Origin of the sequence: Shinella sp. JR1-6, assembly GCF_004284735.1 — a bacterium.
Classification (GTDB): Bacteria; Pseudomonadota; Alphaproteobacteria; order Rhizobiales; family Rhizobiaceae; genus Shinella.
In genome coordinates, this window is sequence record NZ_SHMI01000021.1 from 48,576 (window position 1) to 62,082 (window position 13,507).

Here is a 13,507-nt window from a genome sequence, read left to right on the forward strand (position 1 = left end):
CTGCGCCCTGGTCAGAACCCTACCTGATCGCCGCCTTTGAGGCCCAGGATCTGGCGTGCCTCGGCCGGGGTCGCGACCTCGTGACCAAGTTCTTGCAGGATTGTCTTGATCTTGCCAACCTGCTCCGCATTGGATTTCGCGAGCTTGCCGCGCCCGATGTAGAGGGAGTCTTCCAGGCCCACGCGAACCGAGCCGCCAAGCATTGCCGACTGCGTTGCAAGCGGCATCTGGAATCGCCCGGCCGCCAGAACCGACCAGCGATATTGATCCCCGAAAAGCTTGTCGGCGGTCCGCTTCATGAACATGAGGTTCTCCAGGTCGGGACCGATACCGCCCAGGATGCCGAAAATCATCTGAACGAAGAATGGCCCTTTCACGAGCCCCCGGTCGACGAAATGGGCCAGATTGTAGAGATGGCCGACATCGTAGCATTCGTGTTCGAACTTCGTGCCGTGCTCCTCACCGAGAATTTTCAGGATGCGCTCGATATCCCGAAACGTGTTGCGGAAAATGAAATCGTCCGTACCGCGCAGGTACGGCTCCTCCCATGCATATTTCCAGCTCGAGTAGCGGTCCGCGAGCGGGTAGATCCCAAAATTCATCGACCCCATATTCAATGAGCACATTTCGGGCTTGGCGATGAGGGGTGCTGCAAGCCGTTGCTCGACTGTCATGTTGAGGCCGCCACCTGTTGTGATGTTGAGGACGGCGTCGGTTGCCTGCTTGATGCGCGGCAGGAATTGCATGAAGACGTCGGGGTCGGGCGTCGGCCGCCCGTCCTGCGGATCGCGCGCGTGCAGGTGCAGGATCGATGCGCCTGCCTCGGCCGCTTCGATCGATTGCCGGGCAATGTCGTCGGGGGTGAAGGGGAGTGCGTCCGACATGGTCGGCGTATGGATGCCGCCGGTTACCGCGCAGGTGATGATGACTTTCTTCGACAGGTCGCTCATGTGTGGTTCCTTTCAAAGTCTGGCCGTCACCGGCCGTGGAAGACGACGTGACGGCGGATCGGTGCAAGGCTCAAGCCCGTTTTTTCGGCGAAGATTCCCCAGATCCCCTTCGGCGCCTTGAGCATGATGACGATGGCCACGGCGCCGAGGATCACCAGGTAGGCGGTGCCGAGATCGGCGAGCGTCTCCCGCAGCAGGAAGAACAGGATCGTGCCGATGATAGGCCCTTCGATCGTGCCGATTCCGCCAATGACGGCGATGAAGATGACATAGGCCGTCCAGTCGTTGACGCTGAAGGCTGCATCCGGAGAGATGCGCAGCTTCTGGAGGAAGATGAAGGCGCCGATCATGGCGGTGATGCCGGAGACGGCGACGTAGACCCCGAGCTTGGTGCGCTGGCCGCTGATGCCAAGGCTGTCGGAGGCGATCTCGCTGTCCCGCAGCGCCGTCAGCGCAAGGCCGATCTTCGAGCGGAGCAGCAGGACGACGAAAAGCAGCGTGCCGACGGCAAGCGCAAGCCCGGTCCAGTAGATCATCATTTCACGCAGGTCGCGGTTCTTCGTCATCTGGGTGATCACCGATGTCGGCAGGCTCGAGCCCGAGCCCCCGCCGAGCGTGGAGACCTGTGCGAAGGAGAGGCGGAAGACCTCTGCCAGAACCCAGGTGCCGATTGCGAAATAGGCGCCGTTGAGCCGGAACAGCAGCGGCGCGATCGGCAGCGCGAGGATTGCGGCGGCAAAGCCCGCGATCACGATGGCGAGAAGCGGATGCACGCCGAGGAACATCGCCAGCGCAAACAGCGCATAGCCACCAAAACCGACCCAGGCCTGCTGGCCCACGGAAACAAGCCCCGTATAGCCGGCCAGAAGGTTCCACAGGCAAGCCAGCGCCATGAAGGAATAGATTTCGCCAAGCAGGCGCATATTGGCGCGGCCGGCCCACCAGGGTGCCAGGGCGAGCACCGCGATGGTAATGACGAACAGCACCATGCCAAAGCGGCTTGCGGGCGTGGATCGCCGGATTTCAAACTGCTGTTCCATCAATCCATCCTCGGAAAGAGACCACGCGGGCGGATCGCAAGAACCGCGAAAAAGACCAGATGCCCGGCGAGGATCTGCCAGCCGGGCGAGATTTGCGCGCCGATCGCCTGCGCGACGCCGAGCACGATGCCGCCAGCCAGCGTGCCCCAGAGATTGCCGAGCCCGCCGATGATGACCGCTTCGAAGCCGAAGATCAGCCGTGCCGGACCGGAAGCCGGATCGAAATTCGTGCGGATCGCGAGAAAGATGCCGGCAATTGCCACAACGGCTGCAGACAGCGCCATGGCCATTCCAAAGACGTGGCCCCGATCGAGTACCATGACCTGGGCCATCTCGGCGTCGTCGGAGGTGGCGCGGAAGGCACGGCCGAGCGAGGTGCGAAAGAAGACCCATTCCAGCCCGAAGATGATCGCCACCGACACGCAGAACATCAGGAGCGGCAGCACGCCGATGCTGAGGCCCGGCAGGAGTTCGAGGCTCGCGGTCTCGATGGACCCGGCCGCAAGACGGCGGCTATCGGCGGTAAAACCCGAAAGCAGGCCGTTCTGAAGGATGACCGAAATGCCGAAGGTGACCAGGAGGGGCGACAGAAGATCCTTGCCGATGGTCGGGTTCAACAGGAAGCGTTGCAGGCCGTACCCAATCGCCGCCATGAGCGGCACGACGAGAATGGCGGAGAGCAGGGGATGAAACCCGGTGAGGTCGACCACGACCATCGCAAGATAGGCCGCAAGCACGATCAGGTCGCCATGGGCGATGTTGACGAGGCGCATGACGCCGAAGATGAGCGACAGCCCGGCTGCAAACAGCGCATAAAGCCCGCCGAGCATGACACCTTGGAGAAGGGCGTTGATCCAGTCCATCGTCAGGTTCCGAAGTAGGCAGCAGTGATTTGCGCACGGGTGAATGATGTCGGCTCGCCCGTTAGCGAGACCTTGCCTTTTTGCATGCAGATGAAGCGGCTGGCGAAGGAGAGCGCCCGGCTCACGTCCTGCTCGACCAGCAGGACGGAAACGCCGGTGCCGGTTATGGCGGGAAAGGCGGCGTAGATGTCCTTGATGACGATGGGCGCCAGCCCGAGGGAAATCTCGTCGAACAGGATCAATTCCGGATTTGCCATCAGTGCGCGGCCGATCGCCACCATCTGTTGCTGGCCGCCCGACAGGGCCGTGCCCGCATTCCTGCGCTTTTCCTTGAGGGCGGGAAACAGGCTGTAGACGGCCTCAAGATTCCAGGGGCCCGCCTTGCCGCGTTCGCCGCCGATCACCAGGTTCTCCTCGACCGAAAGCGAGCGGAACAACCGGCGACCCTCGGGCACCAGCGCGATTCCTCGCGCGGCAATGCGGTCCGGCCGCATGCCGCCGATCGGCTCGCCCTTGAAGGTGATCATGTCGCGGGCGGTGGGCGTCAGACCCGTTATCGTGCGGATCAGCGTCGATTTTCCCGCTCCGTTCGCGCCGATCAGCGCCAGGACTTCTCCCTCGAAAACATCCACGTCGAGGCCGAACAACGCCTGGAAATCGCCATAACCCGCCTTCAATCCGCGGATCTTGAGGAGCGGTTCAGCCATGTTCCTCCTCCACGCCCATATAGATTTCCTGCACCGCCTTGCTCGACATCACCGCCTGCGGCTCGCCCTCGGCGATCTTCTTGCCGAAATCGATGACCGCGATGCGATCGACCACAGCCATGAGGGCATGCACAACATGCTCGATCCAGATGATCGAGACGCTCGCGCTCCGCACCTCTCTGATGGCAGCGACCAGTTCCCGGCATTCGGGTTCCGTCAGCCCGCCCGCGATCTCATCGAGCAGGAGAAGCTTGGGGTCGCTGGCGAGTGCGCGTGCCATCTCCAGCCGCTTGCGTTCAAGAAGCGTGAGCTGGCCTGCAAGCACGTTGGCTTTGTGCTTGAGTGCGGTCAGTTCGAGAATCTCGATCGCCTTCTGCTCGCTGTCGCGCTCGGAGCGCTGGCGGCCGAAGGCTGCGCCGATCAGCACATTCTCATAGGTCGTCATGCCGATGAAGGGATGGGGGATCTGGAAAGAGCGGCCGATGCCCATGTGGCAGCGCATCCGCGCGGGCAATCGCGAGACATCCCTTCCGTCGAAAACGATCTTTCCGGAATTCGGCAGGATCGTCCCGGCGATCAGATTGAAGATCGTCGTCTTGCCGGCACCGTTGGGGCCGATGATGCCGAGCGCTTCGCCGGGGGCGAGCGACAGTGACACCCTGTCGGTGACCTGCAGATGTCCAAAACGCTTGCTGACGGTATCCAGTACCAGAATTGCCATGGTTCGCTCCGGTCCGAGGAGGGGCGTCCCGCCCTTGCGGACGGGACGGATCGATCATGCAAGCAACTGGAGCTCGCCGCCGACCGGGATTTCCGGTGCCGTCTTGTTGGTGGTAACAACGAGTTCAGGTTCGCCGGTGGAGGATTTCTGCCATTGGCCAGCGACCAGCGGCGTCTTGGTGACGTTCTTCACCGGGCCCTTCGACCAATCGACAGGCCCGACGATCGTCCGCATCTTGGTGGCCTTGATCGCCTCGATGATCGCGGTGCTGTCCTCGAGATCGGCTGAGCGCTTGGCCACGTCGGCCACGACTTCGAAAAGCGCGTGCTTGAAGCCGATCGGCTGGGTCCAGGGCCGCGAGGTCGCCGCCACATAGCCTTCGGCGAGCGCTCTGGCGCTTTCGCCGGTCAGGCTCGAGGAGAAGGGATGATTGGGTGACCACCAGATTTCCGAGGATAGCCCGAAGCCGCGCTCGCCCAGCGACCGGATGACCGAGGGAAACAGGAGCGCCTTGCCGATGGTGACGATCTTCGGCTTCAGGCCCTGCTGGCCTGCCTGGCTCCAGAACGTGGCGAAATCCGGGGGGATCATGTTTCCGGCGATGATCTCGGCGCCTGCGGCCTTGAAGGCGGAGATCTGAGCGCTGAAATCGTCGTTCGTGGGCTGGTAGCGGCCGGGATCGGCGAGTTTGTAGCCAGCGGCGGCCAGGGGCTTGGGAAAGCCGCGCTCCGGGTCGCCCCAGGCATTGCCGTCGGCATCGTTCGGAAACAGGCCGCCGACGTTCCTCGCGACGTTCGGATTGTCCCAGAGCGCCAGAAACGCGCCGACGACGTCCTCCAGGCCCCAGAAGAAGTGGTAGGTGCTCTCGAAACCGTCTTCGGGATTGCCGTTGCGGCCGAAGAAGTAGGGCTGCCAGGGGCAATCGGTCGTAATGCAGGGCGTGCCGTTGGCTTCCGCCTGATCGGAGACAGGATTGACCGTATCCGGCGTGGATGCAGCCACGATGATGTCGACCTCGTCCTTGAGGATCAGGTCGGCCGCCACTTCTGCAGCGCGGTTCGGGTTGGACTGGCTGTCCTTGGAAACGATCTCGATCTTCCAGGCCTTGCCGTTGTTCTCAACGCCATTGGCCAGGCTTTTGGCGATGCCGTCGAGAATGTAGTCGTCAGCCTCGGCGAAGCCCGCAAGTGACCCGGTACGCGGACTGACATGGCCGATTTTCAGGACCGGTTCGTCGGCATAGGCGCGGGTAAAGCGCAGCACGGCCGGTGCCGCGAGCAGCATCGCGCCGGATTTCATCAATGTTCTGCGGCTAATTCCATTCATCGAGCGCATGGTTCTCCTCCCAGATTGGCTCAATTCGAATGCGCTGGCGTCGCATCGCCTCGGGGCGTCACGGCAGCCGGAAATTCTTCAGGTAGCGGTAGACGTCCTTCCTGAGGGTGTCGGCCTCCTCATCCGTCCAGGTTCGAAATCCCTCCCCGGATTTCATACCCAGACGACCGTCCTCGACGAGCGCGCGAAGATAGGGAGACGGTTCGGCGGCGCGGTTCAGGTGCTGAAGCACGACAGCGTGGATGTCGAGTGTAAGGTCCGTGCCGACGAGGTCGGCGTTCTCGATCGGTCCCAGCACGGCGAGCCGACGGCCGAAGCTTGCCTTGACCACCGTATCGACCGTGCGGGCATCGGCGATGCCCTCGGCGACGATTGCGATCGCCTCGCGCCAGAGCGCATGCTGCAGGCGGTTGCCGACAAACCCGGCGACATCCTTGCGCACATGCACGGGCGTTTTGCCGACGCTCGTCAGCAGGGCGATCATCGCCTCGATGTTCTGCGGGGCCGTTCTCGCCGTGCCCACCACCTCGACCAGCGGCACGAGGAAGGGCGGGTTCCACCAATGGGTTCCAAGGATACGGTCCGCCGTGTCGAGGTCTCCGGCGATATCGGTTATCGGGATGACCGAGGTGTTCGAGGCGAGGATCGCGTGACGCGGCGCATATCTGACGAGGTCGGCAAAGATCGCCTGCTTGAGCGCCAGCTTTTCGGGTGCGGCTTCGATCACGATCGCGGCATCGGCGACGCATTCGGCGACATCGGCAAAGCCGGTGACGCGCTCCTCCGGTCCGCGCGGCAGGTCGAGATTGTCGAGATTGGCGGCGATCCGGCTTCTCAGGCCGTCGAGGGCGCCTGCCTGTGCATCATGAACGGCGACGTCGTGGCCGGCCACCGCAAAGACCTGGGCGATGCCGTGACCCATCAGGCCGGCACCGATAACCGCGATACGTTCTCTTGCCATGGTCATCCTGCCGTATAGCCGCCGTCGGCATAGAGGATATGCCCGGTGTAGAAATCGGAAGCCCGCGAGGCGAGGAAGAGGAGGGGACCTGCAAGATCCTCCGGCTCCCCGAGCCGGCCCTTTGGAACACGGGCGAGGAAGCCCCTGCGTACCTCCTGCGCCTTTTCCGTATCCTCGAACATCCAAGCGGTGAGGGGCGAGCGGAAGACGGTGGGGGCGATGGCGTTGACGGTGATTCCGGTCGGTCCCCATTCGCAGCCGAGCGCCTTGGTGATGCCGTCGACGGCCGATTTGGAGGCGCAGTAGGCCGTGTAGCCGGCGGGATGGCCGAGCAGGCCCCGGGCCGATGACATCAGCACGATCTTGCCGCCTTCGCCTTGTTGCAGCATCTGCCTGCCGGCAGCTCGCGCCATCAGCCAGCTCTGCATGACGTTGGCGTCCATGACATCGGCGAAACGTTCCGGCGTCATGTCGCCGATCTTGGCGACGTCGTTCTTGCCGGAGGCGACGACCAGGATGTCGATGCGCCCGAAGCGGGCGACGGTGTCGGCAACGATCGCATCGCAGGCGGTCTCGTCGCTCGGGCGGCGGTTCAGGGCAAGGACGTCGGCCCCCAGTTCCTCGCAGGCGGAAGCGGTATCGGCGAGTGCCGCGGCATTGCCGGCAACCAGCGCCAGCCTGGCGCCGGCCCCTGCCAGTATTTTCGCCGCGAGTGCGCCAAAAGCGCCGGATGCACCCGTGACGATCGCCACCTTTCCCCGGATATCGAACAGGGAAGCCGGATTTTTCAGGAAGCTTTCATGGCTCATGGCTGAATTCCCGATGCGTAGGGGATGACGACCAGCATCTTGCAGACGTGGTTGGAGCGGTTTTCGAGCTCCCGCACTTCCCCCGGAGGGATCGTGCAACTGTCGTATCGGCCGAGCACCGTCTCGCTGCCGTCGACTGTTACCGTCATCTCGCCTTCGAGCACGACATAGACCTTTTCGAACGGGGTGGAATCCGGGCCCGCGCCGCCGCCGGGAAGGAACTGCGATAGCCCGACCCACTGGTTGGCCGGCCCGCCTTCCTCGAATCCCTGCAGGCGCAAACCCACCACGCCGCGATGGTTGGGCGCCTCGTAGGATTTCGCTGCGCTGAAACGCTTCGTGAGCATACTGTCTACTCCAAATGCCATTGCGGCCCCTGGCTTACGGTCCGGCCATGCCGAGGCTCGGCGCCCCGGCATGTCGGGCTTGAGAGGTCGCGTGGATGCCGGAAACGGTCAGAAAGCTGCGCCCTTTTCGATGCGGTAGCCCTGGTCCTTGTCGATCATCGCGACGAGGCGGATGATGCAGCCGTCGCCGCGGTCCCAGTTGATCGGGAAGAAGGCGAAGGTGCAGCGCTTGCCGGTGACGGCATCGAGATCGCCGCCGACATTCTCGATGCCGAGAATGCCTGCCTTGAAGATCTTCTGGTGCACCGGTTCCCATTCGGGGAAGTCGTCCTTCCAGTCGCGGCCGCCGGACCACGCCTTGTATTCCTCGGCAAGATGCGGCAGCAGCGGGCCGTTGCGCTGCGGGCCGATGGCGGTGGCCAGCGGATGGTCGTTCGCCTGGGTATCGTGACCGACGACCTTGACGCCCTTCTCGATCATCCAGTCGGCTGCTGACGGCACGAAGCCGGGGCAATAGGCGAAATAGTCGCCGTCCTCGTATTGCTTGTGCCAGCCCGTGTTGATGATCAGCACGTCGCCCTTGCGGATAGCGTGACCACAGGCCTGTTCGAGATCGTCGTAGGTGATCGGCTCCCACTTTTTCTTCGGGATAGAGACAACGATGCCCGAGCCGAAGAAGTGCGGCAGTGGCACTTCATCGATGAAGGGTGTGCCCTGCACCACATGTGCCGGCGCATCGATATGGGTCGTTACGTGCATGGTGGTGGTGATTGTCTGCGACAGCACGCCGGACTTGGCCATGTAGTGCATGCGCTCGATACGGACGTCCCGGAAATAGGGCCAGTTCGGGCACTGGTAACCGAAGCGGTGAGAGAGATTGTAGAACTCGATCCCCATCGGGTTGTCGAGGTTATCCTGAAATTCGATTCCGCGGACAGTGATGGACATGCAGAAATCCTCCTCGCCGGCGCGGTTGCGCGGCGTAGCATTCGATCCAGATTGGGCTTGCTCCTCCCAGAGCGCCTGTACTTTTATACGGTACATCTGTATCGTTTTTTGTCAAGCGGTCGGGAAATTTTGAGACGGCTGCAAGGCTGCTCTGCGATGGATTGCGATGCCAAAAACAAACAGCGCCGTCTCATGAACGGCGCTGTTTCAGTCTGTCCGGTACGTATTTCCGCCTGCCGGGCGGTCGTTTCAGTCCTGCCGTGCCTGTGGGACGGTGTTGAGCGCCGCCAGGTCCCCCCGGAAAAAGCCGTCCAGATTGGCCAGAACCATATCTTCCTGCGCATCGCGCGCCGAGTGGCTCGCAAAGGCGATGTGGGGCGAGAGGATGAGGTTGGGGGCGGCGAGCAGGCGGGCGGGAATGTCAGGTTCGTTCTCGACGACATCGAGCGCCGCCCCGGCGATCCTGCCTTCTTCCAGCGCGGCGGCGAGCGCCTCGCTGTCGACGAGGGAGCCGCGGGCGACATTGACGACATGCCCGTTGCGGCCGAGGGCGTTGAGGATCGCGCCGTCGACGATGTGGTAGGTCGATGCGTCGGCGCGGGCAGCGACGACGAGGATATCCGACCATTCCGCGAGCGCCGTCAGGCTCTCGAAATAGGCATGGCCGATATCGGGCTTGCGTGACCGGTTGTGATAGCCGATCTCCATTTCGAAACCGGCTGCCCGCAAGGCGACTTTCCTGCCGATGGCGCCGAAGCCGAAGATGCCGAGTTTCGTGCCCGTGAGGCCCGGCACTGCCGGCAGGCTCACCAGGCTGTTGCCGCGCCATTGTCCGGCACGCACGAACCGGTCGGCGCCAAGAATGTTGCGCGCCGAGGCCAGAACGAGGCCCATGGCGAAATCGGCGACGCTGGAGGCGTTCGCGCCAGGACTGTGGGTGACGACCAGCTTGCGCTCGCCGGCGGCCGCAAGGTCGATACCTTCGTAGCCCGTCCCGAAGAACGCGACCACGCCGAGCGCTGGCAAGGCGTCGATCATGCCCCGGCTGGTGGCAAGGCCGCCCTTGGTGACGAGGGCGCGCACCTCTCCGGCCTCGGGCGGCAAGGCCTCCGGCGAGGAGCTGCTCAACGGCCCGACAAGGGTATAGCGTTCGGACAGGAGATGTTTGAAACGTTCGGTGAAGTCGCAGGCGAGAAGGATTTTCGGCTTTGACAAAGGCGTGGTCTCCGGAAGCGCTCAGATGTCTGGATGTCTTCCGCCGGCTCTAGCCTTGTTTGAGGTGTTCCGCAATCTGGTTGCAACCTTGGCGTGGAGGAGGGGCCATTTCGGACCGTCCGATGCCCTCCGTTCCGGATGTGCCGTGCCGGTATGGGATGCCTGTGTTGGGCTCCAAAAACCTCTTCCGGATTTTGGAAATTGCAACAGGCTGGATGGCCTTGGATGCGCTTGGGGCAGGGACGAGACAGCTGAGCGCGCTTGTTGTCGCCGCCAGATGGCGGCTGCTGGTCTCTTCAGGCTATTCAGTGGGAAAGGGTGGCAGCGAAGCGAAAATACGTGGGCACGGCGGCCGCACGTTCGGGTATGGCGCAACCGCCATACCCGTCACGATCATTCGGTCGAAACCCGCTGAACCCGGCAGAGCGGGGGCCGGCGGCTCGTTCTGACTTACCAGCGATACTTCAAGGACGCGGTGATGTTGCGGCCTTGGCCGAGATAGCAATAGCCGCTGTTGCAGACCGTCTCGCGCCGGTCGGCGATGTTGCGGACGGCGACATTGCCCGTCAGGCCATTGAATTCCTTGTCGATGGCGCTGAAATCGTAGGTGAGGGACGCATCGACATAGACCGCAGGCTTGTTCTTGCTGGTGTTTTCGATTTCGGCATAGTTCTCGCCCGTGAAGCGAAGACCGGCGCCGACGGTCAGGCCGTTTGCGAACGTGTCCTCCTGGAAGGTGTAGTTCGCCCACAGGCTGGCGCTGTGGCGCGGCATCACGGCCGGTGTATTGCCGACATTCTCGCCGCCGGTGACCTCGGCATGGTTGTAGGTGTAGGCGGCGATCACGTCGAAGCCTTCGGCGACATTGGCCCGCGCTTCCAGCTCGAGGCCCTTGTTGGTGACCTCACCCAGCGATTCGTAGATACCGTTCAGCGGATCGACGGCAACGGGCTTGTTCTTCTCGACAAGGTGGTAGAGCGCTGCCGAGAGAAGGATGTCCGTGCCCGGCGGCTGATACTTCAGGCCCAGCTCGTACTGCTCGCCCTCGGTCGGTTGCAGGATGCTGCCGCTTCTCGACTTCTCGGTCACGGGGTCGAAGGAGGTCGCGTAGTTGGCGAAGGGCGCTAGGCCGTTGTCGAAGAGATAGACGGCGCCGAGCTGAACGGAAAAGCCGTTCTTGTTGAGGCTCTGGGAGGTCTTCGTCCCTGAAGCGACATCCGTCGAATCCTTGTCCTGCTGGACCCAGGTCTGCCGGCCACCCAGCGTGAAGCGCCATCTGTCGAGCTCGATCTGGTCAAGGACATAGACCCCCAGCTGCCGCATCGAGCTGTCGCTGAGGCTGGTATAGGCCGGCGTCGGCCCGGAGACGCCGCGGGTCGGGTTTGCGAGGTCGAAATCGTAGTCCGGGTCGCTTGGGCCGGAGCCGAAACCGAAGGACGATTTCACATTGCTGTAGTCGAGGCCGAGCATGGCGGTGTGCGTCGCCGGACCGGTGTCGAACTTGTATTCCAGCTGGTTGTCGACCTGGAAGACGTCGAGATCGTCGCCCAGCGAATAGGGCGTGCGATGGGCGACCGTGCCCGTCCAGTCGGTGACGCCGAGATAACGTCCCCAGAGCTTCAGATGGGAGTAGCGCAGCTTCTGACGGAAGGTGAGGCCGTTGTCGAACTGATGCTCGAACTGGTAGCCGACCTGCTGCTGGCGGACTTTCTGATAATCGTAGTCCGGATCGCTGCCGCGCAGCTCGTGGATCTTGCCGTCGGGACCGATGAGCGCACCGACATCCACGTCGGTCTCGTCCGCCTGTACCGCGCCGTAGACGGTGAGGGAGGTCGCCTCGTCCGGCTTCCAGGTGATGGCCGGCTGGAAGAGGTAGCGGTCGTCGGCGATGTCGAAATTGGTGTCGCCCCGTCTTGCCAGGCCGACGATGCGGTAGAGCACGCTGTTGTCTTCCTCGCTCAGCGGGCCTCCGAAATCAAACATCGCCTGAACGCGATCCTCGGTGCCGTAGAGGATGCCGACCTCGCGGATCGTCTCTTCCGTCGGCATTTTCGAGGTCTTGTTTACGATGCCGCCCGGAGAGCCTGCACCGTAGAGTACGGAGATGGGACCCTTGATGACTTCGACCTGCTCGAGGGCATAGGGCTCGTTGCGGAGCATGCCGTAGCTGAGATAGGGCTGCCGGAGGCCGTCGCGGTAATCGCCCGTGGTCGTGATGTCATTGCCGCGAAGAACGATCTGGTCGAAACGCGGATCGAAACCGTAGCCGCCCGTCGAGACACCGGCAGAGTAGCGCACGGCTTCGATGATGTCCTGCACGCCGCGTTTGTCGAGCTCGTCGCGGCTGATGAGCGAAACGGTTCGCGGCGTCTCGATCAGCGCGGTCGGAATCTTGGTGGCGCCGTCGATGACAATCGCGCTGAGCTCCGTCGCGCCGCCAGCGTCCTGGCTGACGGTTGCCTCTTGCGCGGTGGCGTTTCCAGTCAGGGCCAGCACGGTCGCCAACGCTGTGGCAGCGCGCCAAGCATGAAGCTTGTGTCTCTTCAAGTAATTGATATTACTATTTGAATTATGCTTCATGTGACGTCCCATCCGGTCAGCTTCGACAAAGATGGCGTACCCTATATAGCAGGCGTCGCCGGCGTCAAGAATACATGACTTGTTCAGTCATCTTTTTTATCCCGTTGTTGCGAAGACGTGTGCAGGAGCCGATTTCGACGGGGCGAGGCTTGCTTTCCGCCCTGTGATCAAGCCGAAGCGATGGGCTGCGGCGCTTGCCGGGCGGCGAATCGCATGATGCCGCCATCGCGGTCAGCCGTCTCCGTGAGAGTGTCCGCCGCCCCGGGATTGCCGGGGGCAGCGGATTTTGTCTGTCAGGCGCGCATCTCCGGGCCATGTGGCGTGCTGGCCTGCCGATAGGAACGCCTGGCGGCGGGGCGCTGGTCCGTTTCGAGCGACAGGGCGGCGAGGCATCTTGTATGCGCCTCCCGCAGTAGGCCGCAGACCAGCGCGCAGGAAACGCCGGCCTCCCGGGCGATCGTCTTCTGCGGGACATCCTCGAAATAGTAGTCTTCATAGAACTTGCGCGTGCGCGTCGGCATGGCCTCGACCGCGCAGCGGAAGGCCTGGTAGGCCTCGGTTTCGCGCAGCCGTTCTTCGGGGCTGCCATAGGCGGACGTGTTGTCGCCGATCTCTTCCTCGAGAAACAGGCCTCTTTCATAACGCAGCCGCCGCATATGATCGGTTGCGAGATTGCGCACCATGCGCATCACATAGGAGGTTGGCACCGCTATGTCCTGGCTGAGCGGCTTGGAGACGAGTTGCAGCAGGACGTCCTGCACGACGTCCTCCGCGAGCGTGACGCAGCCGGTGATTCGGCGGGCGACGGAGAGGAGCTTGGGATAGGCCTGAAGAGCTGATTGGAGTTGTTCATTGCAAGTCGACTGGGGGCTGCTGATCGCGATCATGTCGGGCTCTCTTTGAAACTCAAGGCTGTATTTCAACGTCCCCTCATTTTTTCTGGAGGTTATAAAACATGATTCTTGTAGTCAAGATATTGGCTGAATTGCGGAAGCTCTCATTTTTTGGAGTTAATTAATTGATTTTGAATT

The 13,507-nt window shown here is 62.6% G+C and carries 13 protein-coding genes; all 13 read right to left on the minus strand.

Annotated features, from left to right (window positions below):
* Window positions 1-11 precede the first annotated feature (11 nt).
* Window positions 12-950: a 3-keto-5-aminohexanoate cleavage protein gene (locus EXZ48_RS26200; protein WP_130519450.1), complete on the minus strand. Its 939-nt coding sequence runs from the start codon at window positions 948-950 to the stop codon at window positions 12-14.
* A gap of 26 nt (window positions 951-976) precedes the next feature.
* Window positions 977-1,990 carry a branched-chain amino acid ABC transporter permease gene (locus EXZ48_RS26205; protein WP_130519452.1) on the minus strand — a complete coding sequence of 338 codons (1,014 nt, stop codon included), beginning with the start codon at window positions 1,988-1,990 and terminating at the stop codon, window positions 977-979.
* Window positions 1,990-2,853: a branched-chain amino acid ABC transporter permease gene (locus tag EXZ48_RS26210; RefSeq protein ID WP_024270240.1), complete on the minus strand. Its 864-nt coding sequence runs from the start codon at window positions 2,851-2,853 to the stop codon at window positions 1,990-1,992. The genes EXZ48_RS26205 and EXZ48_RS26210 overlap by 1 nt, the downstream gene beginning before the upstream one ends.
* 2 nt (window positions 2,854-2,855) lie before the next feature.
* Window positions 2,856-3,560, minus strand: coding sequence for an ABC transporter ATP-binding protein (locus EXZ48_RS26215; protein WP_130519454.1), 705 nt, complete (start codon window positions 3,558-3,560; stop codon window positions 2,856-2,858).
* Window positions 3,553-4,281: an ABC transporter ATP-binding protein gene (locus EXZ48_RS26220; protein WP_130519456.1), complete on the minus strand. Its 729-nt coding sequence runs from the start codon at window positions 4,279-4,281 to the stop codon at window positions 3,553-3,555. Before EXZ48_RS26220 ends, EXZ48_RS26215 begins: the two co-directional genes overlap by 8 nt.
* 54 nt (window positions 4,282-4,335) lie before the next feature.
* On the minus strand, window positions 4,336-5,616 hold the full coding sequence (locus EXZ48_RS26225; RefSeq protein ID WP_245462366.1) for an ABC transporter substrate-binding protein: 1,281 nt from the start codon (window positions 5,614-5,616) through the stop codon (window positions 4,336-4,338).
* A 58-nt stretch (window positions 5,617-5,674) separates the two neighbouring features.
* Window positions 5,675-6,577 carry a 3-hydroxyacyl-CoA dehydrogenase family protein gene (locus tag EXZ48_RS26230; protein ID WP_165909427.1) on the minus strand — a complete coding sequence of 301 codons (903 nt, stop codon included), beginning with the start codon at window positions 6,575-6,577 and terminating at the stop codon, window positions 5,675-5,677.
* A gap of 2 nt (window positions 6,578-6,579) precedes the next feature.
* Window positions 6,580-7,386, minus strand: a complete 807-nt coding sequence (locus EXZ48_RS26235) for an SDR family NAD(P)-dependent oxidoreductase (RefSeq protein WP_130519460.1) — start codon at window positions 7,384-7,386, stop codon at window positions 6,580-6,582.
* The gene (locus EXZ48_RS26240; protein ID WP_023512880.1) at window positions 7,383-7,733 is read right to left on the minus strand and encodes a cupin domain-containing protein; all 351 of its coding nucleotides are present in this window, start codon (window positions 7,731-7,733) and stop codon (window positions 7,383-7,385) included. Before EXZ48_RS26240 ends, EXZ48_RS26235 begins: the two co-directional genes overlap by 4 nt.
* A gap of 108 nt (window positions 7,734-7,841) precedes the next feature.
* The gene (locus EXZ48_RS26245; RefSeq protein ID WP_024270242.1) at window positions 7,842-8,681 is read right to left on the minus strand and encodes a cyclase family protein; all 840 of its coding nucleotides are present in this window, start codon (window positions 8,679-8,681) and stop codon (window positions 7,842-7,844) included.
* Between the two features lie 249 nt (window positions 8,682-8,930).
* Window positions 8,931-9,896: a 2-hydroxyacid dehydrogenase gene (locus EXZ48_RS26250; RefSeq protein ID WP_130519462.1), complete on the minus strand. Its 966-nt coding sequence runs from the start codon at window positions 9,894-9,896 to the stop codon at window positions 8,931-8,933.
* Between the two features lie 450 nt (window positions 9,897-10,346).
* The gene (locus EXZ48_RS26255) at window positions 10,347-12,476 is read right to left on the minus strand and encodes a TonB-dependent siderophore receptor (protein WP_130519464.1); all 2,130 of its coding nucleotides are present in this window, start codon (window positions 12,474-12,476) and stop codon (window positions 10,347-10,349) included.
* Between the two features lie 293 nt (window positions 12,477-12,769).
* On the minus strand, window positions 12,770-13,363 hold the full coding sequence (locus EXZ48_RS26260) for a sigma-70 family RNA polymerase sigma factor (protein WP_207900505.1): 594 nt from the start codon (window positions 13,361-13,363) through the stop codon (window positions 12,770-12,772).
* Between the last annotated feature and the right edge of the window lie 144 nt (window positions 13,364-13,507).

Coding starts and splice junctions, on each gene's coding strand:
- EXZ48_RS26200 (WP_130519450.1), bottom strand. CDS start 950: ATGAGCGACCTGTCGAAGAAAGTCATCATCACCTGCGCGGTAACCGGC.
- EXZ48_RS26205 (WP_130519452.1), bottom strand. CDS start 1,990: ATGGAACAGCAGTTTGAAATCCGGCGATCCACGCCCGCAAGCCGCTTT.
- EXZ48_RS26210 (WP_024270240.1), bottom strand. CDS start 2,853: ATGGACTGGATCAACGCCCTTCTCCAAGGTGTCATGCTCGGCGGGCTT.
- EXZ48_RS26215 (WP_130519454.1), bottom strand. CDS start 3,560: ATGGCTGAACCGCTCCTCAAGATCCGCGGATTGAAGGCGGGTTATGGC.
- EXZ48_RS26220 (WP_130519456.1), bottom strand. CDS start 4,281: ATGGCAATTCTGGTACTGGATACCGTCAGCAAGCGTTTTGGACATCTG.
- EXZ48_RS26225 (WP_245462366.1), bottom strand. CDS start 5,616: ATGCGCTCGATGAATGGAATTAGCCGCAGAACATTGATGAAATCCGGC.
- EXZ48_RS26230 (WP_165909427.1), bottom strand. CDS start 6,577: ATGGCAAGAGAACGTATCGCGGTTATCGGTGCCGGCCTGATGGGTCAC.
- EXZ48_RS26235 (WP_130519460.1), bottom strand. CDS start 7,386: ATGAGCCATGAAAGCTTCCTGAAAAATCCGGCTTCCCTGTTCGATATC.
- EXZ48_RS26240 (WP_023512880.1), bottom strand. CDS start 7,733: ATGCTCACGAAGCGTTTCAGCGCAGCGAAATCCTACGAGGCGCCCAAC.
- EXZ48_RS26245 (WP_024270242.1), bottom strand. CDS start 8,681: ATGTCCATCACTGTCCGCGGAATCGAATTTCAGGATAACCTCGACAAC.
- EXZ48_RS26255 (WP_130519464.1), bottom strand. CDS start 12,476: ATGAAGCATAATTCAAATAGTAATATCAATTACTTGAAGAGACACAAG.
- EXZ48_RS26260 (WP_207900505.1), bottom strand. CDS start 13,363: ATGATCGCGATCAGCAGCCCCCAGTCGACTTGCAATGAACAACTCCAA.